Consider the following 25584-nt stretch of genomic DNA (forward strand, 5'->3'; position numbering starts at 1 on the left):
AGTCCCCACCCGATTGCTGTGTTTGTGTGATCGCTGTGATCCGACTGTGCGAGGACTCTATCGGGCCCCTCGGACAGCGTCCGGATACCGGACGGCGCACAGTTTTTTCGGGGCACTCCCTGCGGTTCCCGCACCCTTCAAAGGGCTTGAAGGGGCAGTCAAAAGTGCTGATTTCCTTTGCTGGGCGACCTCAGATCAACGGATTCCGTAGGTGAACCCCCATTGACGCGCTGTTTTCGTCGGGGTTCCATCTGCGCCGGGAGCGGACGAGAAACACGTACGACCATCCGCCGGAGGCGATAGCGCTCCCGCCCCGACCCTCACCGCACGAGTCGATCGGAACCGCTCCATGACCGACACGCTCCGCCCTGTCGACACCGCCGTCCCCGAAGCGCCCGGCCGTCCGACACCGGACGGCAGTCCCAAGACGCTCAAGCGTTCCATCGGAGTCGTCGGCGGTACGCTGCTGACCCTCTCGTGCGTGACCCCCGCCTCCACGTTGTTCGTGGTCGTCCCCGACCTGTTCGGCTCGCTGGGCACCGCCACCGCGCTCACCATCGCCATCGGTTCCCTGCTGTGCGTCGCCGTCGCCTTCTGCTACTCCGAGCTCGGCACCCTCGTCCCCAGCGCGGGCGGCGAGTACGCGATGGTCTCCACGCTGGCCGGGCGGCTCGCGGGCTGGCTGGTGTTCGTGATGTCCCTGCTGGTCGTGATGATCGTGCCGCCCGTGATCGCGATGGGCACCGCCGACTACCTCGAACCGGTCGTCCACCTCGACCCGTCGATGGCGGGCGCCGGTGTCATGCTGCTCGCCACCCTCGCCGGCCTGCTCGACCTGCGCGCCAACGCCTGGATCACCGGCGTCTTCCTGGTCCTGGAGGTCATCGCCGCGGCCGTGGTCGCCGTGCTCGGCTTCGCCCACACCGAGCGCGGCCTCGACAGCCTCGCCTCGATGGAGGTGGCCGGCGCCGACGGCGGCCCCGACACCGTGACCGCGCTGCTGGTCGTCTCCGGACTCGCCATCGCCCTGTTCATCACCCAGGGCTTCTCCACGGCCGTCTACCTCTCCGAGGAACTCGACAACCCCCGCGTCAACGTCGCCCGCACCGTGCTGGCCACCCTCGCCATCTCCGCCGTCATCATCCTGGTCCCGGTCGTCGCCATCACCCTGGGCGCCTCCGGCCTCGCGGAGCTGACCGGCGGCGACATCTCCACCATGATCACCGCCTGGTCCAACACCGCCGTGGGCACGTTCGTCAGCCTGTGCGTGGCCCTGGCCATCGTCAACGCCGGCATCGTCATGGTCATCCAGAACTCACGCGTCTTGTTCGCCTCCGCCCGCGACAGGGCCTGGCCCGAGCCGGTCAACAACGTCTTCTCCCGGCTCGGCCGCTTCGGTTCCCCCTGGGTCGCCACCCTCGCCGTCGGCGTCCCCGGCGCGGCCCTGTGCTTCGTCGACCTGGACACCCTGTACGGCGTCACCGGTGTCTCCGTCACCGGCATGTACCTGCTGGTCGCCGTCGCCGCCCTGCTCTCCCGCCGCGGCCACCACCGCCACGCCCGCGCCTGGCGCATGCCGCTCTGGCCCGTCGTACCGGTCCTGCTCATCGTGGTGCTGGCCTACATCCTCACCCAGCAGGAGACCGCCCACCTCCTGCTGACCGGCGGCATCACGGCCCTGGCCACCCTCTACTGGGTCTTCTACCTCCGCCCCCGCACCACCACCCGCTGGCTGGTGACGCTTCCGGAGGACGCACGCTCCTGAACCGGGCACGGGCCGCTGCGGCGTACCGCGGACGCGGTACGTGGGGCCGGCCCGTACACCCCGGGGAGGTGCCGAGGTTCGGTCTCCGGTCGGCACCCCACCGACGGCTCACCCCGTACCGTTGACGCATGGATCTTCGACTGCCCGGACTGCGAGGGCTCAGGGCGCGACCGCCACGGCGGCCTCGGCGGATCGTCTCCGCCGTGGCCGCCGTCGCCGTCCTCGCCGGTGCGGGCACGTGGACCGCCGTCGCCTCCGACGACGCGCCCGCGGTGCGCCGCACCGACCGGGTCATCGGCACGGGCGACGGGGTGCGCCTGGACACCTCGTACTTCACCGCCGGTCCCGGCCGCCGCCCCGCCGTGCTGCTCGGGCACGGCTTCGGCGGCAGCAAGGACGACGTGCGCCGGCAGGCCGAGGACCTCGCCCGGGACGGCTACGCGGTGCTCACCTGGTCCGCGCGCGGCTTCGGCCGGTCCACCGGCCGGATCGGGCTGAACGATCCCGAGGGCGAGGTCGCCGACGCCTCCCGGCTGATCGACTGGCTGGCGAAACGCCCCGAGGTCCGGCTGGACGAAGCGGGAGACCCGCGCGTGGGCGTGGCCGGCGGCTCCTACGGGGGCGCCCTCGCCCTGCTCGCCGCCGGCCACGACGACCGGGTGGACGCCATCGCCCCGTCGATCACCTACTTCGACCTCGCCGACGCCCTCTTCCCCAACGGGGTCTTCAAGAAGCTCTGGGCCGGCGTCTTCTTCACCTCCGGCGGCGGCTGCGACCGGTTCGAGCCCGAGCTGTGCCGGATGTACGAGCGGGTCGCCGAGTCCGGCACCCCGGACGCCGAGGCGCGGAAGCTGCTTCAGGAGCGCTCGCCGTCCGCCGTCGCCGACCGCATCGACGTCCCCACCCTCCTGCTCCAGGGCCAGTCCGACTCACTCTTCCCGCTCGGCCAGGCCGACGCGGCGGCGAAGGCCGTGCAGGCCAACGGCGCTCCGGTCCACGTCGACTGGATCGCCGGCGGCCACGACGGCGGCGACCCGGAGACCGACCGTGTCCAGGCGCGCGTCACCTCCTGGTTCGACCGCCACCTCAAGGGCGAGGAGCGCGCCGACACCGGACCCGCCTTCCGCGTCACCCGCACCGGAGGCGTCGACTCCACCGACGGACGGGCCCAGCTGCGCGGCGCCGCCGCGGACAGCTACCCCGGGCTGGGAAGCGGACGCCGGTCCTTCCACCTCACCGGAGGCGAGCAGAGCTTCGACAACCCGGCCGGCGCGAGCCCGCCCGCCGTCTCCGCCCTCCCCGGCCTCGGCGGCTCCGGCGGCCTCTCGCAGCTCTCCTCCCTCGGCGTCGGCGTCTCGCTGGACTTCCCCGGCCAGCACGCCCGCTTCGACTCCGCCCCCCTGGCCACCGACCTGCGCCTCACCGGATCGCCGACGGCCACCGTCCACGTGCGCTCCACCAGCGAGGACGCCGTCCTCTTCGCCAAGGTCTACGACGTCGGCCCGGACGGCAGGCAGCAGGTACTGCCCTCCCAGCTCGTCACGCCCCTGCGCGTCGAGGGCGCCGGATCCGGCAAGGACGTGACGATCACGCTCCCGGCCGTCGACCACGAGGTCGACAAGGGACACCGCCTGCGCCTCGTCCTCGCCTCCACCGACCTCGGCTACGCCTCCCCGGCCGCACCGGCGACCCACAGCGTCTCCCTGAAGAGCCACCTCACGGTGCCCACCGCACCCGGCGTGACCACCGCGGCCGCCCCGCTGCCCGCGTGGGTGTGGTGGCTGCCCCTCACCGGCGCCGCCGTCGCCCTCGCCCTGCTGCTCACCGGCCGCCGCCGCACCACCGCCCCGGCACCCGACCCGGACCTGGCCGACGTGCCGCTGCTGATCACCGGCCTGAGCAAGCGCTACGCCCGCTCCGCCGACCGGTACGCCGTGCAGGATCTCTCCTTCCGCGTCGAGAAGGGCCAGGTCCTCGGCCTGCTCGGCCCGAACGGCGCAGGCAAGACCACCACCCTGCGCATGCTCATGGGCCTCATCAAGCCCGACGGTGGCGGAATCCGCGTCTTCGGCCACGCCGTCCGCCCCGGCGCTCCGGTGCTCTCCCGCGTCGGCGCCTTCGTCGAGGGCGCCGGCTTCCTGCCGCACCTGTCCGGCCGGGAGAACCTGGAGCTGTACTGGCGCGCCACCGGTCGCCCGCCGGGGGACGCCCACCTGGAGGAGGCCCTCGAGATCGCCGGCCTCGGCGACGCCCTCGCCCGCGCGGTGCGCACCTACTCCCAGGGCATGCGCCAGCGCCTGGCCATCGCGCAGGCCATGCTCGGCCTGCCGGACCTGCTCATCCTCGACGAGCCGACCAACGGCCTCGACCCGCCCCAGATCCGCGAGATGCGCGAGGTGATGATCCGGTACGCCGCCGCGGGCCGCACCGTGATCGTCTCCAGCCATCTGCTGGCGGAGGTCGAGCAGTCCTGCACCCACCTCGTGGTCATGGACCGCGGCCGGCTCGTCCAGGCGGGCCCCGTGCACGAGATCGTCGGTTCCGGCGACACCCTGCTCGTCGGCACCGCCACGCCCGTGGACGAGCCGCTCACCGAGAAGGTCGCCGCACTGCCCGGCGTGGCGTCGGCCGTGCGCACCGACGACGGCCTGCTGATCCGGCTCGACGCCGACGGCACCGCCGCGCGCCTGGTCGCCGAGCTGGTCCGGCTGGATGTGCCCGTGGCGTCGGTGGGCCCGCACCGCCGCCTCGAGGACGCCTTCCTCACCCTGATCGGAGGAACCGCATGAGCAGGCCCGCCGAGCGCACCGACCCGGTCGGGCGCACCGAAACGGTTGAGAGCGCCGATGCCACCGAGCGCGTCGTGCACGCCGAGCCCGTCGATGCCGCGGTGCCCGCCGGGGTCGCCGCCGGCTACCGCGCGGGCCGCACACTGCCCCTCCGGGTGGAGCTGATCCGGCAGCTCAAGCGCCGCCGCACGCTCGTCATGGGCGCGATCCTCGCCGTCCTGCCCTTCGTGCTGGTCGTCGCCTTCGCCATCGGCGGCGAGCCGGAAGGCCGCGACAACCGGATCACCCTGATGGACACCGCCACGGCGTCCGGCGCCAACTTCGCCGCGGTCAATCTGTTCGTCTCGGCGGGCTTCCTGCTGGTCATCCCGGTCGCCCTGTTCTGCGGGGACACGGTCGCCTCGGAGGCCGGGTGGTCGTCCCTGCGCTACCTGCTCGCCGCCCCGGTGCCCCGGATGCGGTTGCTGTGGTCCAAGCTGGTCGTCGGGCTCGGGCTGAGCCTCGCCGCGATGGTCCTGCTGCCCGTGGTCGCGCTCGCCGTGGGCACGGCCGCCTACGGCTGGGGCCCGCTGCAGATCCCCACCGGCGGCGCACTGGACGCCGGAACGGCCGCGCAGCGGCTCGTGATCGTCGTGGCGTACATCTTCGTGTCCCAACTGGTCACCGCCGGGCTCGCGTTCTGGCTCTCGACCCGCACCGACGCCCCGCTGGGCGCGGTCGGGGGCGCGGTCGGCCTGACCATCGTCGGCAATGTCCTGGACGCGGTCACCGCCCTCGGTCACTGGCGGGACTTCCTGCCCGCGCACTGGCAGTTCGCCTGGGCGGACGCCGTCCAGCCGACCCCCGAGTGGTCCGGCATGATCCAGGGCACCGCCGTCTCGATGACGTACGCGCTCGTGCTGTTCGCGCTGGCCTTCCGCGGTTTCGCTCGCAAGGACGTGGTGTCGTAGGCCGACAGACCGTCCAACGGCATCAACGGGCCGCCAGGACCTGCCGGTACCGCATTCCCGGCCGCAAAGCCGAGGGTGGGCCGGGAGTCCGCCGCGGCCGAGGAGACCGTCGCGGTGCGGGCCTCCGCGACCGGCGAGGACGACTCCGCCGGGCGGACCGGCCGCTGTTTCCGTCGCCGAGGGTTCAGACGGCAGGCGGCGCAGGAGACTTGCCCGCCGCATCGTCAGGCGGACACGGACTCCTCCGGCATGCACTCAATCGGCGTCCTGTGCGGGCGGCACGGCGCGGCATGCGTTGCGGACGCGATACACGTGTGATCACATCTCCCCGAAAAGGCGCATAAGTGACAGTCAGGCGCCGATGGGGCCGACCGCGACGGTGCGGCCCGACTGACAACCGGGAGGACCGATGCTTCACCGCAAGCTCCGTTCGGCGGCCACCGTGCTGCTGGCATCCGCGCCGCTCTTCGCCGCCGTACCCGCCCAAGCCGCGCAGGCCGCTCCCCAGCAGGCCTTTCCCTGCGCCGTCGCCATCCAGAAGATCAGCAACGAGGTGACCAGCACGATCACCCTCACGGTCGTCTGCGACGTGACCCGGACCGTCACGGCGAGCATCACCGTGAACGGCGCCGAACTCGTCAGCCTGGAACGCACGGTCCAGGCCGGGGTGAGCGAGAGCCTCACCGTCACCACGCCGCGGGTCCCGCAGGTGTGCGCCACGCTCGAGACCGACGGCGAGAGCACCACGGTCTGCACTCCCTGAGACCGAGCGCATGACCCCCGAAAAGGTGTGCACCTCGCTTGGTGCGTCCAAACGGGTGTATCGGAAGTACGGGGTAAGAGCGACGACTGTTATCGTCTGCGACGAGTCGGACACGATCCGTAAGGAGGGTCGTGTGCGTGAAGAAATCGGAGACGCAATGCAGAAGCTCAAGAAGGTCGCGACCGTTGCGGTCATGGTCGGCGGCCTCGGCCTGGTCGGCGGCGGAGTGGCCAGCGCCAACGCGGCCCACGGCCTCGGCGACTACCCCGACGACATCGCCGTGAACAACCTCCAGGTTGTGGAGTGCGAGCAGTCGTTCGATTCTGACACCCTCACCCTCGTCGGCCCGGAGCTGGGCGACCAGGAAGCGAACGTCGGCAACTTCTGCACGGTGATCGGCGACTGATCGCAGCGCGCATTACAGGGGAGTCGGCCCCGCACCCACGTGCGGGACCGGCTCCCCTGCTCGTTTTTCCGGCTGTCTCTCGGTCGCCTGTCGACGGCGCGCCCCCCATTCCCCGCTCGGATGCGGGCGCGGAGCCACTTTCGCTCTCCGGTCGAAAAGGTGACCTTCGATTTTGTTTTCCAGAAAAGGCTCGCCACTTCGTTCGGGGCACCCGTCGGGTGTGTCAGTAATGCGGGCGCGGAGTGGGCGGGTTATCGTCTGTGACGAATCATGCACGGTCCGTTAAGAGGTCCGTGCGTAGGAATCGGAGATGCAATGCAGAAGCTCAAGAGGGTCGCGACCGTTGCGGCCATGGTCGGCGGTCTCGGTCTGGTCGGCGGCGGAGTCGCCAGCGCCAGCGCCAACTACGACCACGACCACGACTACCCCTTCGACATCGTCATCGGCAACGCCCAGTTCGTCGAGTGCGACCAGTCGTTCGACGCCGGCACGGTGACCCTGGTTCCGCCGACCACCGGTGACCAGGAAGTGAACATCGGCAACGAGTGCACGGTTGTCGGATCCGTCGAGGACTGACTCCAGCGCGCCCGCGCAGAGTCGGGTCCTGCCCCTTGCGGAGCAGGACCCGACTGCTGTTTCCGGGGGTCGGTCGTCGATCCTCCGGGCCGTGACCGGAGAAGACGCCTGCGGCCGGCTGGGCGGAGGAACCCCTTGAGGTCCTTCGCCCAGCCGGCCGCAGGCGTCTTGCGTCGCGGCTGCCGGCTTTTCACCGCTCAAAGCTGCGACAGCTGAAAACCATGCAGGCATTTCCTCCGATGATCGTCGGAAATTCCAATGCGAGTATGCGGTGTGCGTACACCTGAGCGACCCTTGCAGCCGTCGATCATGAATAGGCTGCATAGCTCTATTAGCTGCACCCATTCGGGTGTGTTGGGAATCGTGGGTTTAGGGCATTGGGTGCTATCGTCAGTGACGAGTCGGGCACGGTCCGTAAGGAGGGTCGTGTGCGTGAAGAAATCGGAGACACGATGCGCAAGCTCAAGAAGGCCGCGGCCGTTGCATTCATGGTCGGCGGGATCGGCATGGTCGGTGGCGGAGTGGCCAGCGCCAACGCCGGCGGCGACTTCCCGCCGGACGTCGTCATCGACAACCTGCAGGTCGTCGAGTGCGAGCAGGACTTCGACGCCGGTACCCTCGGCCCCATCGCCGCCCCGATCACCGGCGACCAGGAGCTGAACGTCGGCAACTCCTGCGAGGTCGTCGGTTCCATCGAGGACTGATTTGCAGCCCACTGCGTGGAGTCGGGTCTCGCACGACTGGTGCGAGACCCGCTCTTCGCTCCCCGCCGTGCCCAAAGTTCTCCCGGACTGGCCGGCTTGGACAGCGGGGAACAAGAAGGAATTCGCGGGAATGGGCTGTCGGGTAGAACAGCTTGACAGTCCCTTTGCTGCGTTGGTTGAGGCCGCGACGTTCGGTAGTGGCCGCGAGTCAACACATGGAGATACACGTGCGCAGGTTCAAGAAGGTCATGCTGATGACGTCCGTCGCCAGCGGCCTCACCCTGGCGGTCGCCGGTTCCGCGCAGGCCGCGTCCTGTGACAGTGAGCCCCCCGCGCCCACCATCGAGAACGCCCAGTTCCTCGACTGCGAGCAGGAGTTCGAGGCCTCGCTGGTGACGATCAATGCGCCGGTCAGCGTCCTGGGCGAGAGCGTGACGAACGTCGGCAACTTCTGCACGCAGGTTGCCCCCAGCGAGTGATCGATCGATCGTACGGCGGCTGATCGAGGGGGTGAGCCCTCGGATGGAAACGGGCTTACCCCTGGCGCGCCGGAGAAGAACGGTGTGCGGCGCGACGGCCGGCCGCCGATGAAGGCCCACCGGGCTCGGTATTCCGCACGAGTCGGGTGCCCGGCAGGGAGATTCCTGATATTCCCATGAGGAACAGCTGAATAAAAGTGGGTTTCTCTGCATGCGTGCGGAGTGAATTCACATGCTGTCGGCGGCCGTCCTCATGATGGTCGCTGACGCGTTTTCGGTGAGTGGATGCAGCGCCTTCCCTGCGGGATTTACATACATTCCGGAGCCGTTCGGGTGAAACTTGACGGCCGCTCGCCCGAACGTGTATCACCTGCTTGATGCAAAATCCCTCCTGATGCACCATCGACCCATTCTTCAGCCGAAGAGATGTGGGTGGATTCGCGCCTCGGAGGAATTATGGACGGTACGATCATCCTGCCGCGGTGTCCGGAGACGGGGAAGGCATCGTTCCGTACCGAATCACAGGCCAGGGGCTGGCTGATCAAACAGCCACTCCTGGATAAAATCCCCGACCGTATCTATCGATGCTCGAATTGCTGGTACTGGCATTTCACCGGATCCCATCACTGGACCAGTCAGGCAATCAAGCGGCAGCGAAACCACGGGAGGCGTGAAGCCACTCCTCGGCGCACCGGCAGAAAGCGGCGGCGGAACTGACTAGCCAGTCCCTTCCCCTTCCGCCGGACGTTCCCGGACTGGCATTCCTCCAGGCCCGACGGGAGCCGGCCCATGGGTCGACCCGGGGTCCGGGCCGGCACCTCCCGCTTCTTCGATCAGAAAGACGACTGAATTGCGACAGAACCTGAGCATGGGATTGGTCGTGGCAGGTGCCGCGACGAGCATCCTGTCGCTGTGCGGTATGCCGGCCTTCGCCGACTCGCAGGCCGAAGGGACTCTTGGGGGAACGCTCGGGACCCTCTCGGGGCTCAGCGCACCCGGAGTTCCGGACGGCGATGCCGGGGCAGCCTGCTCCACCGACGCGGAAGGCCGCGCCGCCTACGGCGCATCCGCCCAGAGCTCCTGCGCCGGTGAAGCGCCGGCCGCCGGCACCTCGCAGGCAGGCGCCCAGGCCGCCGCCGGCGACTACGGCGACCAGGGCGACGACAGTGATCGTGGCGACGCCGGCGGCACCGATGCGGGCGGTAACGGCGAAGAGTCCTCGGGCAGCGACGCGGAGGGCTACGGCGAAGGGTCCTCCGGCAGCGACGCGGAGGGTAACGGCGAAGAGTCCTCCGGCTACGGCGACGAGCCGGGCGGTTACGGCGAAGAACCCGGTGGTTACGGGGACACGCCGACCCCCACGCCCCCGACGTCCCCGCCCGCCACCACGCCGCCCGCGGAGCCTCCCGCCGAGTCGTCGGAGCCGCCCGCCACACCGAGGACCGAGCCGCCCGCCGCGCCGCCGGCCCAGCGGCCGTCCCTCCCCGACACCGGCGGCGGTGAGCAGGCGGTCATGGCCTCGGGCGCTGCCGCGCTGCTGGTCACGGGCGTCGTCCTGTACCGACGGGGTCGCGCCGCGTCCCACCGCTAGAACCCCACCGGAGTGCCGGACGAACCCGCTCCGGTACATGCCCCGGCACTTCCGGGAATGCGGACCTTGCTCTCAGGAGGCCGACTGCGCGCCGTGCGGAGTCGGCCTCCGGTGTTTCCACGGTTCCGTCCATCAGGAATGCACGTGCTCGGTGAGCGTGTCCGGCCGACCACCCCGCAGACGTGCTCACGCCGGCCGTTGACATCGGGAATGCGATGATCCGCTGGTGCAAGGATGAGTAAGGCACACGAAGCGTTTCCGTCTTCCGGGTGAGCTTGCTCCGGGCCTTCGGAAAATCGGGCCGAGGGGGTTTCCCCGGCAACCGGCGATCGTTGGACGTGGTGAAGCAATTCCCTCCGGCGACCCGCGAGTTGCCGAAGAAAGGAACACCATGAAGTCTCTGAAGGCCGCCGCCGTCATCGCCGGGTCCCTGATCGCGGCGGGCGTCGCCACCCCCGCGTTCGCCCAGGACGGCATCGGCGCCAAGGCCGCCGACCTCCCCGGAGTCGTGCACGACGCCACCCACGAGTCCGTCCAGGTGGGCCCGGTGCAGCAGTCCGTGAGCGAGCTCGACTCGCAGGGCACCACCGGCTCCGCGGTGGGTTCCCTCCAGGACGTGACGGGTTCCGTCGGCAGCCTGTAAGACGGCCGGCTGCTCGTCGTCTCCACGGAGACGTTTCCAGACCCGTGCGAGCGCCCGCAGCTGGATCGATCGGGAATCCCGGTGGCCTGATCATCGGGATTCCGACCCCTCGAAGCGCGCAGCGCGAGTGGTCCGCTCCGGAGCGAGCGGCGCACGTAGGCGTCACAGAACGGCGGTGGACACCGCGGCCCAACACCGTTGCGGGTGCCGGACGGCGCTGGGCGCGCACGAGCCACCTCAACCATCGACAGCCCTGTCCTTGCGAGCCGGCCGTTGCGGCACGCTCGCCGTCGCCCCGGGCGGCGGGACCTCGGCGTGGCCATCGACAACCGGGCTGCCCCGCGTGCCGTGGCAACAACGGTGGTCCAGGGGAGAGTCAGGAGGAGCCGTGACCGGATCGGTGAAGAACACAGTCAACTCCGCGGGAGCGGCGGCCGGACACCCGCGTCCCGTGGTGAGTGCTCCGGCAGCCCCCGACGCCGCCGCGTGCCCGCCGGCCGGTGACGGCCGCCCCTCGGCCGCCACTGGTCACAGGAAGGGCAAGGCGCGGCGCCGGGTGCTTCAGGGACTGCTCGCGTCGGGCGCCGGGGCGGTCCTCGCACCGGTCCTGTCGGCATCGGGCTCGAGCGAGCCCGACGAGGAGCGCTTCTCCGAGACCTATCGCCGACGGCGGATCGCCGGGGTGAGGCACCGCGGGCGGACCGGGGAGCACGGCGCGTGGCACGTCACCGTGGACGGGCGTCCGCTGCACGTGATGCGGCGCGCGGACGGCAGTTGGATGACCATGGTCGACCACTACGAGTCCTACCCCACGCCGTTGGCCGCCGTACGCGCGGCCGTGGACGAGCTCGGCCCGATCGCGGAGCTGGGCGCACCGGACGGAAGTGACCGCGGCGACGCGGCCGGGAGGGGGCACCACCATGGTGTACACGCGTAAGGACGTCAGCACGCTCACCCGGTCCGAGCGGCGGCGGTTCGTCAACGCACTGCTCGAGGTCAAACGCCGAGGCGAGTACGAGCGGTTCGTGCGGATGCACATCGAGTACTACGTGCCGGACGGCGAGTCCGGACTGCGCGTCGCCCACATGGCCCCGTCCTTCCTGCCGTGGCACCGCAGGTTCCTGCTGGACTTCGAGCGGACGCTGCGCCGCGTCGACGACTCCGTCACCTTGCCGTACTGGGACTGGACCCTCAACCGGAGCACCACGGGCACGCCGTGGACCGAGGATCTGCTCGGCGGCACCGGAAGGCGTTCCGACCGCCAGGTGATGACCGGCCCGTTCGCCTACCGCAACGGCAGGTGGACCATCAAGGAGGGGATCACCGACACCCCCTACCTGATGCGTGACTTGGGACGCTCCCGGGACCCGATCTCCCTGCCCGCTCCCAGGGACGTGAAGACGGTTCTCGACGATCCCGTGTACGACGCTTCCCCGTGGGACTCCACGTCCACGAAGGGCTTCCGCAACAAGGTGGAAGGGTGGGGACCGGGACGCGGTCCCGCTTCGTGGCGCACTCACAACAGGGTCCACCGTTGGGTCGGCGGCCATATGCTCGGCGGTGCCTCCGTCAATGACCCCGTCTTCTGGCTGCATCACGCATACGTCGACCTCTTGTGGTCCCGCTGGCAGCAACGGCACCGGAATGCCCGTTATCTGCCCGCGAAACCGCCGGCCCGCGGTGATGCCCAGTACCGCCGGGTCGTCGCGCGGCATCAGCCGATGCCGCCCTGGGACGTGTCGCCGCAGCAGGTGGAGGAGCACAGCGCCATCTACCGCTACGCGTGAGGTGGCGAGCCCGCGCGCTGTCGCGGGGCACTGGCTGGTCCGGGGTCCCACACGAACGCGTTACAGCCATGGACCCCGCCATGGACCCAGCCGTGAGGGACCGCGGCACAGCCGGGAACGGTCGGCGATCCGACGGTCGTCTCGAGCCCGCGTCGGCAGAGTGCCGATCCTCGCCCGTGAGGGCCGCCTGGACGCCTCAGTGGCGGGTGGCCCGCCGGAAAGCATCGCGCCGGCTGATCCGCATTGTCCGGCGTGAACCCGCCGTATGTGACACGGCCACCCGCGAGCATGCGGCGGCAGCCGGACAGCAGGGCGTGTGGCCCTTGATCACCAAGAGGTCGCCCGGCGTCGTCGTGGTGGCCGCCGCCCGGCCATGACCAGCGAAAGCCCTCCCCGCGGGGAGGGCGGAGACGTACGCCCCCGGCAGGACTCGAACCTGCGGCCAGCGCTCAGCAGGTGTGAGGGGTTGAGCGATGTGCTCACCTGCGTCTTCGCTGGTCGCTCGCGAACGATTGCCGTCAAAGCGCTTGCCGTCATTTCCGGGGGACTTTTGGCTGACGACCGCCCCTCGTGCCTTCGCCCTGGCTCCTGGGGACAGGGCGAAGGCACATTCGCGGCCTCTCAGTCGATGCATAACTCGTTGCCCTCGATGTCCAGCATCGGGACGCATGAATCATTGCCGTCGGACAGCGTGCGCACGTGCGCCGCACTGAGCGGGACCAGTCGTGCGCATTCCGCCTCAAGTGCGGCGAGGCGCTCTTCCCCCACGAGCCCGGTACCGACGCGCACATCAAGATGCACCCGGTTCTTGGCGGCCTTCCCCTCGGGGACGCGCTGGAGTACAGCCGCGGGCCCACACCTGAGGGATCGACGCAGGCGAACCAGGAATCCTCTGCTCAGGTGGCTGCGAGCGATGGAAATCGTCCCACGTGGCGTCTTGGGGTAACTGTATGGGCGCGTGCCGGCACCGAGGCTCCAGAGAGTACTACCGGTCGTGCAGGATCTCGGGCCGGGTGACGGGCACGACGGTGATCAAGTCGTCGAGGCCCTTGAAGTCGTCGGGGTTGGTGGTGAACAGGGGGAGTCCCTCGGCGGCTGCGACGGCGGCGATCATCAGGTCGGCCACACGGCGACGGCGCTTGAGGCCTGCGGAGACGACGGCGGCGCAGATTCTGCCGTAGATGCGGGCCGCCTCCACGTCGAAGGGGATGGGGTCGAATTCGTTTGCGGCGCGCTGCAGGACGTCCATGCGGCGGGCCCGCTCGGCGTGTTCGTCGTAGTCGCTCGTCTCGTCGGTACGGCGTACCTGGTGAGGGCCTGCGGAGAGTTCCGCGAGCGTGATGGCGCTGATGGCCATCTCGGCGGGCAGCTCGTCGGCGTCGATCCACTTGCGCAGGATCATGATGTTGGTATCGAGGAGGCCCTGCTCGTGCTCAACGGGCATACGGGTCGTCCAACTGCTGCTCGACGACGGCGTCCTGGTCGTCGCGGAAGGCGTCCAGCGAGATGTCAGGGGCGGTACGTGACATGGCCGCGAACTCGGCGCGGGGCACGAAGCGGCGACGACGGCGGAGCGGGATCAGCTCGCCGACACGATGCCCGTCGCGGGTGACGGTGAACGCCTGTCCTCCCTGAACGGCGTCCATGATCTCTTGGGAACGGGTGCGCAGATCGCGCTGAGTGATCTCCGGCTGCGCTGTCACGTGCCCACGATAGCCAAGGGTGTGCTACCTGGCGCTACACCCTTACCCGAGATTGCGGGTAGGCGAAGGCGCCTGCTCGTAGAGCTATGTGCATCTGGACACGAAAAAGCCCCTCACGCGTTTCCGCAGGTGAGAGGCTATCTGCGCCCCCGGCAGGACTCGAACCTGCGGCCAAGCGCTTAGAAGGCGCCTGCTCTATCCACTGAGCTACGGGGGCCGGGTGTGGTGGCCTCTGTCGTGGTGCCCGGGTGTGGGCGGGTCCCTGACGTCGCCGGGGACAAGGATAGGGCTCCCGCGTCCTTGCCCCTGCCGCTTCGCCTCCGTGGCTCGATGTGGAGGTTCGGTGAAGCGGTCCTGATAATCGCAGGCAGGTACGAATCGTGCACCGCTTTTGGTGTCTCGGGCCATCGGGTGTTGTGCACTCGTTATGCCTGGAGTGCGCCCGTGCCCCGGTCATCCCTTCCGTCCCTTCTGTCCGGTCGGCGCGCAGGTGCACGCATATGCTTCAGAATTCCCCCAAAATTGGGCATTCTTCACATGTGGTGACCTTGGACGTACGGCCTCAGCTGCTCGACGCACTCTCCGCCCTGCGCGACCGTGTCGCCGCCGCGCGCTTCCCTCTGCCCCTGGCGGGGGCCCCACGCGCGCGTGCCAGCCGCGACGAACTCCTGGCGCAGCTCGACGACTATCTGGTGCCCCGCCTGAGAGAGCCCGAAGCGCCCCTGCTGGTCGTCATCGGGGGATCGACCGGGGCCGGGAAGTCCACCCTGGTGAACTCCCTCGTGGGACAACGGGTCAGCGAGGCGGGCGTGCTGCGGCCGACGACACGGACACCGGTGCTGGTCTGCCATCCGGAGGACCAGCACTGGTTCAGCGGTATGAGGGTGCTGCCCGACCTCACGCGTGTGTGGACGCGTCGGCAGGACACCGCGGAGGACCTGCTGCTGCCGGGCGAGAACCCCGCACGTGTGCTGCGGGTCGAGACCGTCGACACGCTGCCGCCCGGCCTCGCCCTCCTCGACGCGCCCGACATCGACTCCCTGGTGGCCGACAACCGGGTGCTCGCCGCGGAACTCGTCTGCGCCGCGGACATCTGGGTCATGGTCACCACCGCCGCCCGCTACGCCGACGCCGTGCCCTGGCACATGCTGCGCACCGCCAAGGAGTACGACGTCACCCTGGTGACCGTCCTGGACCGGGTGCCCCACCAGGTGGTGTCCGAGGTGTCCCGGCAGTACGGCGCGCTGCTCACCAAGGCCGGACTCGGCCACGTACCGCGCTTCACCGTGCCGGAGCTGCCCGAGTCGGCCTGGGGCGGCGGACTGCTGCCCGCCACGGCCGTGGCGCCGCTGCGCACCTGGCTGGTCCACCAGGCACAGGACCCCGCCGCCCGCGGGCACGTCATGGCCCGCACCGCCTATGGGGTCCTCGATTCCCTGAAGTCGCGGATGCCCGAACTGGCCGGCGCCGCCGCCGCACAGTACGCGGCCTCCCTGCGGCTCACCTCCGCCGTCGACGCCGCCTTCGACAGCGAGTACGCGCGTGTGCGGGGGAGGTTGCAGGCCGGGGCCGTGCTCTCCGGGGACGCGCTCAAGCGGTGGCGTGCCTTCCCGCTCGACTGCACTCCGGGCGAGCTCCTCGACACCTTGGTCGAGAGCCTGAGCACGCTCCTGCTGTGCGCCGTCACCGCCGCCGACGAACGCGTCTCCAACGCCTGGCGGCGCGAACCGGCCGCGGCCGCCCCCGAGCTGGCCGACCGCGAAGCCCCGGAGAGCATCGAGCACCGCATCGGAATGGCGGTACGGCGCTGGCGGCGCGAGCTCGAGGAGTGCGCCGAGGAGGAGGTCCGCGACCTCGACCGCGGGACCCCGCCCGAACCCGAGATGGTCGCCGCGCTCGTCGCCACCACACTGTTGGGCGGCCGCAGGGCGCGGAGCGCCGGTGAGGGGCTGGCCGAGCGGATCGGCGCGCACGGCGCGGTGCGGATGCGCGACCGGGGAAGCCGGCTGCTCACCGAACACGTCGACCGCATCGTGCACACCGAACGCCAGCGCCGTCTGTCCCCGATCGACGCGCTCGAGGTGCATCCGGAACACCAGGCCGAACTCATCGCCGCCCTGTCGCTACTGCAGAAGGAGAGGTGACCGGTGACCGCCGTCACTGACCAGGACCACACCGAGCACCCGGACCGCTCCGCCCACACAGGGGACTCCGGTCACCGCGGGGACGCGGCCGGGCCTGCCGGGGACGACCGGGCGGAACCGGACGAGCGCGCCGCCGTGGGGAGGACGAGGCCGCCCGAGGAGACAGCCGGCGAGGACCCAACGCGCGTGCGAAGCGATGACGGCCACGCGCGCGTGCGCAGTGATGACGGCCACGCGCGCGTGCGAAGCGATGACGGCGACGCACGCGTATGGAACGCCGACGGTGCCGTCCGCACGGATGCCTCCGGCCGCTCGGACGGCGCGGGCGCCTGGGGCGACGGTCTGATCGCGCGGCGGGTGAACGAGGACGAGGGCGCGGAGCGGCCGTTCCCGGCGACGGAGAGCCGGGCGCCCGCAGCGTCGGCCGTGACCCCCCTGGCGTACGACGCGCCGCTGCAGTCGCGGCTCGACGCGCTGCGCGAGCTGGTGGGGCTGTCCCGCACCCGGCTCGACAGCCGCACCCTTGCCGAGGCGGGCCGGGTCCTGGACGAGGCCGCCGCTCGGCGCAGGCTGTCCGGACAGCACACCGTGGTGGCCATCGCGGGCGCCACCGGCAGCGGCAAGTCGCAGCTGTTCAACACGCTCGCCGGCGTTGCCATTTCGGAGACCGGCGTACGACGGCCGACCACCGCCGCACCCATCGCCTGCAGTTGGAGCGACGGCGCGGCGAGCCTCATCGAACGCCTCGGCATCCCACCCCGGTTGCGGCGCCGCCCACTTCAGACGACGGCGGACGCGGACACACAGCTGCGCGGGCTGGTCCTGATCGACCTGCCCGACCACGACTCGGCGGCCGTGCAGCACCGCGAACAGGTGGACCGGATCCTGGCGCTGGTCGACGCGGTCATCTGGGTCGTGGACCCGGAGAAGTACGCCGACGCCATGCTGCACGAGCGCTACCTGCGGCCCATGGCCGCCCACGCGGAGGTCATGTTCGTCGTCCTCAACCAGACGGACCGGCTGCCCGGGGAGGCCGCCGAGCAGGTCCTGGACGATCTGCGGCGGCTGCTCGACGAGGACGGCATCGCCCTCGGCGAGTACGGCGAACCGGGCACGACCGTGCTCGCGCTGTCCGCGCTCACCGGCGACGGGGTCGGTGAACTGCGGGAGGCGCTCGGCCGGTTCGTGACCGAGCGCGGCGCCGCCGCCCGGCGGATCTCGGCGGACGTGGACATCGCCGCGGCGGGGCTGTGGCCCGTCTACGCCACACGTCGCAGGACCGGGCTCAGCGAGGAGGCACGGGAGGAGTTCTCGGCCCGTCTCGCGGATGCCGTCGGCGCCACCGCGGCGGGCGAGGCGGCCGAACGCGCCTGGCTCCGCAACGCCAACCGCGCCTGCGGCACACCCTGGCTGCGCCTGTGGCGCTGGTGCCGGGACCGGCGCGAGCCGCCGACGGGACGGCTCCCACTGCGCGGACAGCCGGAAGAGGAGACCACGGCCCGCCAGCGTGTGGAGCAGGCGGTGCGCACAGTGGCCGACCGCGCCTCGACCGGGCTTCCGGCACCGTGGGCACAGGCGGTGCGCGAGGCGGCGGTGCGCGGCTCCCAAGGGCTGCCGGAGGCACTGGACGAGCTGGTCGCGCGTGCGGGACTGCCGCCGGGCAGACCACCGCGGCCCGGGTGGTGGCCGACGGCCGTGCTGGCCCAGGCGTCGATGACGATCATTCAGTTCGTGGGAGGGCTCTGGCTGCTGGGTCAGATCATCGGCTTCATGGCCCCGAACCTGGGCGTGCCGGTGCTGCTGATGCTGATCGGCATCGTCGGCGGCCCGCTCATCGAGTGGAGCTGCCGCATGGCGGCCCGGGGCCCGGCCCGGCGCTACGGCCTGGAGGCGGAGAGACGTTTGCGTGAGGCGGCCGCCGGCTGCGGACGGGCGAGAGTACTGGACCCGGTGGCGGCGGAGCTGTTGCGGTACCGGGAGGTGCGGGAGCAGTACGGGAGGGTCGTGGGGGTGGGCGGCGGCTGACCCGGGCCCCGGGGGACCGCCGAAACCCTCTCGAGGGGACCCGTTCGGGTGGTGGGGTTTTCCACAGCGTGGTTGGGGTCCACAGCGCTCAGCGGGCCCGGCCCGGCAGAGGCAGTCTGGTTGCGCGGTGATCGCGACGCGGTTCGCGGTCGCCGCGACAGACGCAGCCGTACGGGACGGGCCCGTACGCGTATCAGCCCGCGCCGGTGCCGGCGTCCGGGCGAGGGAGGGAACGCGATGAACGAGACGATGGTCTGTGCGGTGGGCAACGTGGCGACGCAGCCGGTGTACCGGGAGCTGGCATCAGGGCCTTCGGCGAGGTTCCGGCTCGCGGTCACAGCACGCTACTGGGACCGCGAGAAGGGCACGTGGACGGACGGGCACACCAACTTCTTCACGGTGTGGGCCAACCGGCAGCTCGCCACCAACGCCGCGGCCTCGCTGTCCGTGGGGGAGCCGGTGATCGTGCAGGGCCGGCTCAAGGTGCGCACGGAGACGCGGGAGGGGCAGCAGGCGAGGACCTCGGCGGACATCGACGCGGTCACGATCGGCCATGACCTCGCGCGCGGCACGTCCGCCTTCAAGCGCACGCACAGGGCCGAGCCCGGGGCGGCGGCAGCGAGCCGACCGGAGCCCAACTGGGAGACGGGTCCCGAGGATTCTGAGGTTGTGGCGGCACCGGCCCAACGTCAGTCGCTGTCAACGGCAGTGACATGACGTCAGGGGTTTCGCGGCCCTCGGAGTCGGCCTGAGCGAACCACGGCTTATCGACGTATCCATGCTGATCCGCACCGCATGGATGCGTCGATGCACCCCTCTCACCGGCGAGTTCGCGATAACGATTCCGATTCGGATCACCCGCTCGACGGGATCACCGGTTGGCGCGGTCTGCCTCGTCCCTAGGATGCCGGACATGGCTTCCGGGGCTCCGGGGGCCTGTGATTCTGCTGGTGGGACCGCCCCCCACATCAACGGGTCCCGCTCGGAAGGGAATTCGGTGTTCACTTCGTTCTCTGCGTTGTCCGCGCGTGGGCGTGGGGCGGCAGCCCGCCTGACCTCCTGCACGCTGGTGTCCGGACTGGTCGCCGCCGGTGTGATGGCCGGCGCGGGCACGGCCGGCGCCGACGACGGGACGGTGCGGGGCGAGGGCGGGGCGATCGCGTCCATAGCCGGGCTCAAGACCTACGGCGGGGCAGTGATACACGCCGACACCGGGGACCAGCAGGTGTCGGCGGGGCTGTTCGAGATGTCCGTCGAGGGCGGCGGCATGCTCCAGACGTACTGCGTCGACATCCACACCCCGACGCAGCAGGACGCGAGGTACCACGAGACCCCCTGGGCCGGGACGTCACTGGGCACCAACGAGGACGCCGGCCGGATCCGCTGGATCCTGCGGAACTCCTACCCGCAGGTGAACGACCTCGCGGCGCTGGCCCGGGTGGCGGGCGTGCGCGGCGGGCTCACCGAGCAGGATGCCGCGGCGGGCACACAGGTCGCGATCTGGCGCCACTCCGACGGCGTGAACGTGGACGCCGTCGACCCGCAGGCGGAGCAGCTCGCGGACTACCTGGAGGAGAACGCCCGTGACCTGCCGGAGCCCAGGGCGTCGCTGACCCTGGAACCGCCTGCGGTGTCCGGACGCCCGGGCGAGAAGCTCGGCCCCGTGACGGTGCGCACGGATGCGCGCAGCGTGACGGTCTCACCGCCGGCGGACGCCGCCACCAGCGGGGTGCGGATCGTCGGCGCGGACGGCAAGCCCGTCACGACCGCTGCCGACGGCAGCGAAATATTCTTCGAGGTGCCCGAGGACGCGGCGGCGGACACGGCCGAGCTGACCGTGGCGGCGTCGACCACCGTGCCGGTCGGCCGCGCCTTCGCCTCCGAGAGTCGCAGCCAGACGCAGATCCTGGCCGGGTCCAGCGAGTCGACCGTCACGGCGACGGCGAGCGCGAGCTGGGCGGAGGAGGGCGCCGTACCCGCGCTGTCCGCCGCGGAGAACTGCGAGGCGGGCGGGGTGGACATCACCGCCACCAACAAGGGCGACAAGCCCTTCACCTTCGAACTGGCCGGACTGGAGCACACGGTCGCCGCGGGCACGTCCCGCACGGTGACGGTTCCGCTGAGCGAGGACCGGGCGTACGACTTCACGGTCCGGGGGCCGGGCGGCTTCGAGAAGCGGTTCACCGGCATGCTGGACTGCCGGACCAAGGCCGCCGAGGCGGGCACCACAACCCAGACGCTGAGCGAGCCGAACCCCACCCCCCTGGGCGGCACGTCCCCCGACACCAACCTCGCCGAAACCGGTGCCTCCGGCATCACCCCGTGGATCGCCGGCATCGCCGTCACGCTCGTGGTACTCGGCGGAGCGTCCCTGATCGTCATCCGCCGCAGGCAGCCGCCGGCACAGGACTGACCACCGCGCCGTGATCACCCGCGCCGAAACGTCTCCCGGCCGAAGCGTCTCCCGGCCAAAGTCGCTACGCCGACCGCCGGGACCCGTGGTCGCACGGGACGTGTTGACGGGCAACGACCCTGTCGTTCGAGACCAGGACCATCGGCTGGGGAACGGGACGTTCGGCCCCTGTTCAGCCTGCGTCAGCGAGCAACAGTGGGTCGTGAGAGGAGATCTCGGTCCTCAGCCTGGACGGAGGTGAGGATCATGAGTAAGTCCTCATCTGTAGAGGCGAAGGCGTCCCATGGCCCATCGTGGCGTCACTTTGTCAGGCACTACTTCGAAATGGTCGCGGCGATGGTCGTCGGGATGGCCGTCCTGGCACCGGTGTGGGTGCTGATCTTCTGGCTTCTCGGCCACTCCAGCGTGCTCGACTACGCCGATGTCCACGCGCTGGTGATGGCCATCGACATGACGATCGGCATGTCGGTGTGGATGCGCTACCGCGGTCACGGCTGGGCCGGCATCGCAGAGATGGCGGGCGCGATGTTCGTTCCGTTCCTCGTCTTCTTCGGCCCGTACTGGGCGGGCCTGGTGTCCGGCGAGGCGATGCTCACCCTCGGGCATGTGCTGATGCTTCCATGCATGCTCCTCGTCATGCTCCGACGTCGCGACGAGTACTCACAGGATCATCAGCGGCATCGTTGGCATTCGGCCAAGCAGCTGCGGTACAGCGCTGAAGTACGGTCACCGCGTCGGCCAGAGGTGACCCACCTGAGCCACTGATACCCGTAGTCAGGAGGCAAGGCCTCGCATCGAGGAGGCACGGCCCGGGTCCCGGGCCGTGCCCCTTTCGTGCCGGAACACGCGGGGACCCACGCGGAACCGCAGCGCCGAGAGGAGCAACGACAAGAGGTCAGCCAGTCGTCCGGGAGCCGTGCGGGGGTGCCCGAGGCCGGACCTGCCGTGACCGACAGTGACGGGTGAGTCCGAGCCCTCCCCCCACGAACCCCGAGGTCACAGCCCCCCACCCAGACGCGTTTCCACCCAGGGGTGGCGGTACGGCAAGATGGGGTGTATCTGCCCACTGCCAGATTTCAAGCTGCCGGACGGTTTCTCTTGGCTGAGTTCATTTACACCATGCGCAAGGCGCGCAAAGCGCACGGCGACAAGGTGATCCTCGACGACGTCACCCTGAACTTCCTGCCGGGGGCGAAGATCGGCGTCGTCGGCCCGAACGGCGCCGGTAAGTCGACCGTTCTGAAGATCATGGCGGGGCTGGAGCAGCCGTCCAACGGTGACGCGTTCCTGTCTCCCGGGTACAGCGTCGGCATCCTGCTCCAGGAGCCCCCGCTGAACGAGGAGAAGACCGTCCTGGAGAACGTCCAGGAGGGTGTCGCCGAGATCAAGGGCAAGCTCGACCGGTTCAACGAGATCGCCGAGCTCATGGCGACCGACTACTCCGACGCGCTGCTCGACGAGATGGGCAAGCTGCAGGAGGAGCTCGACCACGCCAACGCCTGGGACCTCGACGCCCAGCTCGAGCAGGCCATGGACGCCCTGGGCTGCCCGCCCGGCGACTGGCCCGTCACCAACCTCTCCGGTGGTGAGCGCCGCCGCGTCGCGCTGTGCAAGCTGCTGCTCGAGCAGCCCGACCTGCTGCTGCTCGACGAGCCCACGAACCACCTCGACGCCGAGTCGGTGAACTGGCTGGAGCAGCACCTCGCCAAGTACGAGGGGACCGTCGTGGCCATCACCCACGACCGCTACTTCCTCGACAACGTCGCCGAGTGGATCCTCGAGCTCGACCGCGGTCGCGCCTACCCGTACGAGGGCAACTACTCCACGTACCTGGAGACCAAGGCCACCCGTCTCAAGGTCGAGGGCCAGAAGGACGCCAAGCGGCAGAAGCGGCTCAAGGAAGAGCTCGAGTGGGTGCGGTCCAACGCCAAGGGGCGTCAGGCCAAGTCCAAGGCGCGTCTCGCCCGCTACGAGGAGATGGCCGCCGAGGCCGAGAAGATGCGGAAGCTGGACTTCGAGGAGATCCAGATCCCGCCGGGCCCGCGCCTGGGCAACGTCGTCGTCGAGGTGAACAACCTCAGCAAGGCGTTCGGCGAGAAGGTCCTCATCGACGATCTGTCGTTCACGCTTCCGCGGAACGGGATCGTCGGCGTCATCGGCCCCAACGGCGCCGGCAAGACCACCCTGTTCAAGATGATCCAGGGTCTGGAGAAGCCCGACTCCGGCACGATCAAGGTCGGCGAGACCGTCAAGATCTCCTACGTCGACCAGAGCCGCGAGAACATCGACCCCAAGAAGACGCTGTGGGCCGTCGTCTCCGACGAGCTGGACTACATCAACGTCGGACAGGTCGAGATGCCCTCGCGGGCCTACGTCTCCGCCTTCGGGTTCAAGGGACCGGACCAGCAGAAGCCGGCCGGTGTGCTCTCCGGCGGTGAGCGCAACCGCCTGAACCTCGCGCTCACCCTCAAGCAGGGCGGCAACCTGCTGCTCCTCGACGAGCCGACCAACGACCTCGACGTCGAGACCCTCAGCAGCCTCGAGAACGCGCTGCTCGAGTTCCCGGGCTGCGCCGTGGTCGTCTCCCACGACCGGTGGTTCCTGGACCGTGTGGCGACGCACATCCTCGCCTACGAGGGCGACTCCAAGTGGTTCTGGTTCGAGGGCAACTTCGAGTCGTACGAGAAGAACAAGATCGAGCGGCTCGGCCCGGACGCGGCGCGTCCGCACCGCGCCACCTACAAGAAGCTGACCCGGGGCTGATCTCTTGCGGCACATCTACCGCTGCCCGCTGCGCTGGGCGGACATGGACGCGTACGGCCACGTCAACAACGTGGTCTTCCTCCGCTACCTGGAGGAGGCCCGTATCGACTTCCTGTTCCGCCCGGACAAGGACTTCCAGCAGGGGTCGGTGGTGGCGCGCCACGAGATCGACTACAAGCGGCAGCTCGTCCACCGGCATCACCCGGTCGACATCGAGCTGTGGGTCACCGAGATCAGGGCGGCGTCCTTCACCATCGCCTACGAGGTGAAGGACGGCGACCAGGTCTACGTCCGGGCGTCGACCGTGATCGTGCCGTTCGACTTCGAGGCCCAGCGTCCGCGCCGCATCACCGCGGAGGAGCGCGAGTTCCTCCGGGAGTACACGGACGACGCCGTCGGCGCGGACGCCGATGCCGACGCGGAGGAGGGGGCCGTCGCCGCATGACGGTGCTCCATCTGGCCGACGAGGGGGAGGCCGCCGATCTCGCGGCCTTCCTCTCCCGGCTGCTCCACTACGACCGTGCCGCCGCGGTGCGCCTCCAGGCGTCCGGCACCGCGCTGGCCGTGTTCGGCAGGCCGCCCTCCTTCGAGGTGCTGGCGATCCGCGCGGTGCGGCTCGCCAAACCGTACGAGAACGGGCTCGACGTCACCCTCGACGTGACCGTCTCCGCGGGGGAACTGCTGGAGTCGGTGGACGAGGCGGGTGCCACCGCCCGCGTGCCGGGCGTGATCACCGGGCCGCCGTGGGCCGGCGTGCTGCCGCCGCGCGGCGGCTGGCGTCCCGAGCCGGGGCTGCCGGCGTCCGACGTGCTGCGGGGACTGGTCCTCGCCGCCGTCGCGGAGTTCCGGACGCGCACCGAGGAGCTGGCGCCCGAGCGGCGCGGCAGGAGCGAGCTGGACCGCATCGGGCGGGAGATCTGGACCCGCACGGTCGGGGAGACCGGCCTCCCGGTACGGGCGGTGCACGCCGCCCAGTCACTCGGGTTCCTGCGGGGCGGAGAGCCCGCGCTGTTCTCCTCGGGTCCCTGGCTCCGGCTGCGCACGCCCTACGGTTCCGTCGCCGTGCGGCGGGCGGGGCTCGGGGCGCTCGGGCTCAGCGTGCGCTGAGCCTTTCCGTCGCGCACGCTGAGTGCTCAGTCCCGTTCGTTCGCTGAGCGCTCGGTCCCGTTCGTTCACTGTCGTCTTCTGGCGGACGGCGATGTGCGATGGCGTGGGGAACCGCTCGTGGGTGATGTGGTGGTGCAGCCGTGCGGGGTGCGCGCGTGCCTGCGTCGGGCCGGACCTCGCCGGCCCGCCGGTGACCTCCACCCGAGCCCCCGCGCTGTCCCCGCCTGATCGGATTCCGGCGATCGGGGACCGGAATCCTTACGTCCAGGGTGTGCTCAGCCGATCACTCCGGGGCGTTGATCATCGACGCCGCCGCGTACGTCAGGTACTTCCACAGCGTCTGCTCGTGCTCCTCGGACAGGCCGAGTTCGTCCACGGCGTCCCGCATGTGCCGCAGCCAGGCGTCGTGCGCTGCACGGTCCACCGTGAACGGGACGTGCCGCATCCGCAGGCGCGGGTGGCCGCGGTTCTCGCTGTAGGTCGTGGGACCGCCCCAGTACTGGATGAGGAAGAGCCGCAGTCGCTCCTCGGCCGGGCCCAGGTCCTCCTCGGGGTACATGGGCCGCAGCAGCGGGTCCTCGGCCACCCCCTGGTAGAAACGGTGGACCAGCCGGCGGAAGGTCTCCTCACCGCCGACCTGCTCGTAGAAGGTCTGCTCCTGAAGCGTGCCGCGCCGAATCTCTGTCACGCCGTCCATGGTCTCAGACCGGGCGGGATAGGACTCAAGCCCCAGGTCCGGCCCGGAACCCGGCCCCGGACCGCGGCGGGAGGTCCGGCGGGGGTGGGAGGAGGACCGGCCGGGCCCGGGAGGGGATCCGAGGGCCCGGCAGAGGACCCGGGCGGGACGTACGGCCACGAGGCGGACGGCCATGGGGCGGGAGGCCATGGGGCGGACGGCCATGGGGCGGGAGGCCATGGGGCGGACCGTCGAGGGGCGGACGCCCGAGGGGCGGCAGCCGGAGATCCGGCTGCCGCC

23 protein-coding genes, 1 tRNA gene and 1 pseudogene are annotated in these 25584 nt (G+C 70.4%); 20 read left to right on the forward strand and 5 right to left on the reverse strand.

Annotated elements, in window-relative coordinates; translation table 11 throughout:
• The first annotated feature begins 349 nt into the window (after positions 1–349).
• The 12 genes from ACFYOV_RS15585 (at position 350) to ACFYOV_RS15640 (ending at position 12453) form a co-directional block, all read left to right on the forward strand.
• Positions 350–1765 carry an APC family permease gene (locus tag ACFYOV_RS15585; protein ID WP_389087684.1) on the forward strand — a complete coding sequence of 472 codons (1416 nt, stop codon included), beginning with the start codon at positions 350–352 and terminating at the stop codon, positions 1763–1765.
• Positions 1766–1893: 128 nt separating this feature from the next.
• Positions 1894–4554, forward strand: coding sequence for an alpha/beta fold hydrolase (locus ACFYOV_RS15590; protein ID WP_389087687.1), 2661 nt, complete (start codon positions 1894–1896; stop codon positions 4552–4554).
• Entirely contained in the window at positions 4551–5504 is a 954-nt protein-coding gene (locus ACFYOV_RS15595) for an ABC transporter permease (RefSeq protein ID WP_389087689.1), read from the forward strand. The genes ACFYOV_RS15590 and ACFYOV_RS15595 overlap by 4 nt, the downstream gene beginning before the upstream one ends.
• A gap of 409 nt (positions 5505–5913) precedes the next feature.
• A complete protein-coding gene (locus ACFYOV_RS15600; RefSeq protein WP_389087692.1) occupies positions 5914–6267 on the forward strand; it encodes a hypothetical protein in 354 nt (117 codons plus the stop codon).
• A 133-nt stretch (positions 6268–6400) separates the two neighbouring features.
• Positions 6401–6673 carry a hypothetical protein gene (locus ACFYOV_RS15605; protein WP_389087694.1) on the forward strand — a complete coding sequence of 91 codons (273 nt, stop codon included), beginning with the start codon at positions 6401–6403 and terminating at the stop codon, positions 6671–6673.
• A gap of 315 nt (positions 6674–6988) precedes the next feature.
• Positions 6989–7249 carry a hypothetical protein gene (locus tag ACFYOV_RS15610; RefSeq protein WP_389087696.1) on the forward strand — a complete coding sequence of 87 codons (261 nt, stop codon included), beginning with the start codon at positions 6989–6991 and terminating at the stop codon, positions 7247–7249.
• A gap of 428 nt (positions 7250–7677) precedes the next feature.
• Positions 7678–7953, forward strand: a complete 276-nt coding sequence (locus ACFYOV_RS15615; RefSeq protein WP_389087698.1) for a hypothetical protein — start codon at positions 7678–7680, stop codon at positions 7951–7953.
• Between the two features lie 227 nt (positions 7954–8180).
• On the forward strand, positions 8181–8432 hold the full coding sequence (locus tag ACFYOV_RS15620; RefSeq protein ID WP_389087700.1) for a hypothetical protein: 252 nt from the start codon (positions 8181–8183) through the stop codon (positions 8430–8432).
• Between the two features lie 868 nt (positions 8433–9300).
• Complete coding sequence (locus tag ACFYOV_RS15625; protein WP_389087703.1) at positions 9301–10023, forward strand: LPXTG cell wall anchor domain-containing protein; 723 nt, start codon at positions 9301–9303, stop codon at positions 10021–10023.
• Between the two features lie 391 nt (positions 10024–10414).
• A complete protein-coding gene (locus ACFYOV_RS15630; protein ID WP_389087705.1) occupies positions 10415–10666 on the forward strand; it encodes a hypothetical protein in 252 nt (83 codons plus the stop codon).
• Positions 10667–11054: 388 nt separating this feature from the next.
• Positions 11055–11603, forward strand: coding sequence for a tyrosinase family oxidase copper chaperone (locus ACFYOV_RS15635; protein ID WP_389087708.1), 549 nt, complete (start codon positions 11055–11057; stop codon positions 11601–11603).
• The gene (locus ACFYOV_RS15640) at positions 11587–12453 is read left to right on the forward strand and encodes a tyrosinase family protein (protein WP_389087710.1); all 867 of its coding nucleotides are present in this window, start codon (positions 11587–11589) and stop codon (positions 12451–12453) included. Before ACFYOV_RS15635 ends, ACFYOV_RS15640 begins: the two co-directional genes overlap by 17 nt.
• A gap of 621 nt (positions 12454–13074) precedes the next feature.
• Here ACFYOV_RS15640 and ACFYOV_RS15645 read toward each other — a convergent pair.
• The 4 genes and pseudogenes from ACFYOV_RS15645 to ACFYOV_RS15660 all read right to left on the reverse strand — a co-directional run bounded on the left by ACFYOV_RS15645 (position 13075) and on the right by ACFYOV_RS15660 (position 14373).
• A pseudogene (locus ACFYOV_RS15645) lies at positions 13075–13405 on the reverse strand (VOC family protein).
• A gap of 33 nt (positions 13406–13438) precedes the next feature.
• On the reverse strand, positions 13439–13897 hold the full coding sequence (locus ACFYOV_RS15650) for a type II toxin-antitoxin system VapC family toxin (protein ID WP_389087713.1): 459 nt from the start codon (positions 13895–13897) through the stop codon (positions 13439–13441).
• Positions 13887–14156, reverse strand: a complete 270-nt coding sequence (locus ACFYOV_RS15655) for a type II toxin-antitoxin system Phd/YefM family antitoxin (protein WP_389087715.1) — start codon at positions 14154–14156, stop codon at positions 13887–13889. The genes ACFYOV_RS15650 and ACFYOV_RS15655 overlap by 11 nt, the downstream gene beginning before the upstream one ends.
• A 144-nt stretch (positions 14157–14300) precedes the next feature.
• Positions 14301–14373, reverse strand: a tRNA-Arg gene (locus tag ACFYOV_RS15660).
• 322 nt (positions 14374–14695) lie between these two features.
• Between ACFYOV_RS15660 and ACFYOV_RS15665 the strand changes: the two genes are divergently transcribed.
• From ACFYOV_RS15665 to ACFYOV_RS15700, 8 genes are all read left to right on the forward strand, one after another.
• Positions 14696–16300, forward strand: coding sequence for a dynamin family protein (locus tag ACFYOV_RS15665; protein WP_389087718.1), 1605 nt, complete (start codon positions 14696–14698; stop codon positions 16298–16300).
• A gap of 3 nt (positions 16301–16303) precedes the next feature.
• Positions 16304–18325 (forward strand): GTP-binding protein, encoded by a 2022-nt coding sequence (locus ACFYOV_RS15670; protein ID WP_389087720.1) that lies wholly within the window; start codon positions 16304–16306, stop codon positions 18323–18325.
• Positions 18326–18562: 237 nt separating this feature from the next.
• Entirely contained in the window at positions 18563–19042 is a 480-nt protein-coding gene (locus ACFYOV_RS15675) for a single-stranded DNA-binding protein (RefSeq protein WP_389087722.1), read from the forward strand.
• 280 nt (positions 19043–19322) lie between these two features.
• The gene (locus ACFYOV_RS15680; RefSeq protein WP_389087724.1) at positions 19323–20738 is read left to right on the forward strand and encodes a Cys-Gln thioester bond-forming surface protein; all 1416 of its coding nucleotides are present in this window, start codon (positions 19323–19325) and stop codon (positions 20736–20738) included.
• Between the two features lie 246 nt (positions 20739–20984).
• Positions 20985–21503, forward strand: a complete 519-nt coding sequence (locus ACFYOV_RS15685; protein WP_389087727.1) for a hypothetical protein — start codon at positions 20985–20987, stop codon at positions 21501–21503.
• 333 nt (positions 21504–21836) lie between these two features.
• Complete coding sequence (gene ettA / locus ACFYOV_RS15690; protein WP_389087729.1) at positions 21837–23501, forward strand: energy-dependent translational throttle protein EttA; 1665 nt, start codon at positions 21837–21839, stop codon at positions 23499–23501.
• A gap of 4 nt (positions 23502–23505) precedes the next feature.
• Positions 23506–23946, forward strand: coding sequence for an acyl-CoA thioesterase (locus ACFYOV_RS15695; protein WP_389087732.1), 441 nt, complete (start codon positions 23506–23508; stop codon positions 23944–23946).
• Positions 23943–24608, forward strand: coding sequence for a hypothetical protein (locus tag ACFYOV_RS15700; protein WP_389087734.1), 666 nt, complete (start codon positions 23943–23945; stop codon positions 24606–24608). Before ACFYOV_RS15695 ends, ACFYOV_RS15700 begins: the two co-directional genes overlap by 4 nt.
• A 283-nt stretch (positions 24609–24891) precedes the next feature.
• Here ACFYOV_RS15700 and ACFYOV_RS15705 read toward each other — a convergent pair whose 3' ends face one another.
• A complete protein-coding gene (locus ACFYOV_RS15705) occupies positions 24892–25305 on the reverse strand; it encodes a globin (RefSeq protein ID WP_389087736.1) in 414 nt (137 codons plus the stop codon).
• Positions 25306–25584: the final 279 nt, after the last annotated feature.

The sequence above is a fragment of the Streptomyces sp. NPDC005931 genome, assembly GCF_042871235.1.
Classification (GTDB): Bacteria; Actinomycetota; Actinomycetes; order Streptomycetales; family Streptomycetaceae; genus Streptomyces.

Bases quoted from the DNA above. Each gene is read 5' to 3' on its own strand.
- ACFYOV_RS15640 (WP_389087710.1), top strand. From the start codon at position 11,587: ATGGTGTACACGCGTAAGGACGTCAGCACGCTCACCCGGTCCGAGCGG.
- ACFYOV_RS15590 (WP_389087687.1), top strand. From the start codon at position 1,894: ATGGATCTTCGACTGCCCGGACTGCGAGGGCTCAGGGCGCGACCGCCA.
- ACFYOV_RS15685 (WP_389087727.1), top strand. From the start codon at position 20,985: ATGAGTAAGTCCTCATCTGTAGAGGCGAAGGCGTCCCATGGCCCATCG.
- ACFYOV_RS15650 (WP_389087713.1), bottom strand. From the start codon at position 13,897: ATGCCCGTTGAGCACGAGCAGGGCCTCCTCGATACCAACATCATGATC.
- ACFYOV_RS15700 (WP_389087734.1), top strand. From the start codon at position 23,943: ATGACGGTGCTCCATCTGGCCGACGAGGGGGAGGCCGCCGATCTCGCG.
- ACFYOV_RS15610 (WP_389087696.1), top strand. From the start codon at position 6,989: ATGCAGAAGCTCAAGAGGGTCGCGACCGTTGCGGCCATGGTCGGCGGT.
- ACFYOV_RS15625 (WP_389087703.1), top strand. From the start codon at position 9,301: ATGGGATTGGTCGTGGCAGGTGCCGCGACGAGCATCCTGTCGCTGTGC.
- ACFYOV_RS15600 (WP_389087692.1), top strand. From the start codon at position 5,914: ATGCTTCACCGCAAGCTCCGTTCGGCGGCCACCGTGCTGCTGGCATCC.
- ACFYOV_RS15585 (WP_389087684.1), top strand. From the start codon at position 350: ATGACCGACACGCTCCGCCCTGTCGACACCGCCGTCCCCGAAGCGCCC.
- ACFYOV_RS15630 (WP_389087705.1), top strand. From the start codon at position 10,415: ATGAAGTCTCTGAAGGCCGCCGCCGTCATCGCCGGGTCCCTGATCGCG.
- ACFYOV_RS15595 (WP_389087689.1), top strand. From the start codon at position 4,551: ATGAGCAGGCCCGCCGAGCGCACCGACCCGGTCGGGCGCACCGAAACG.
- ACFYOV_RS15675 (WP_389087722.1), top strand. From the start codon at position 18,563: ATGAACGAGACGATGGTCTGTGCGGTGGGCAACGTGGCGACGCAGCCG.
- ACFYOV_RS15705 (WP_389087736.1), bottom strand. From the start codon at position 25,305: ATGGACGGCGTGACAGAGATTCGGCGCGGCACGCTTCAGGAGCAGACC.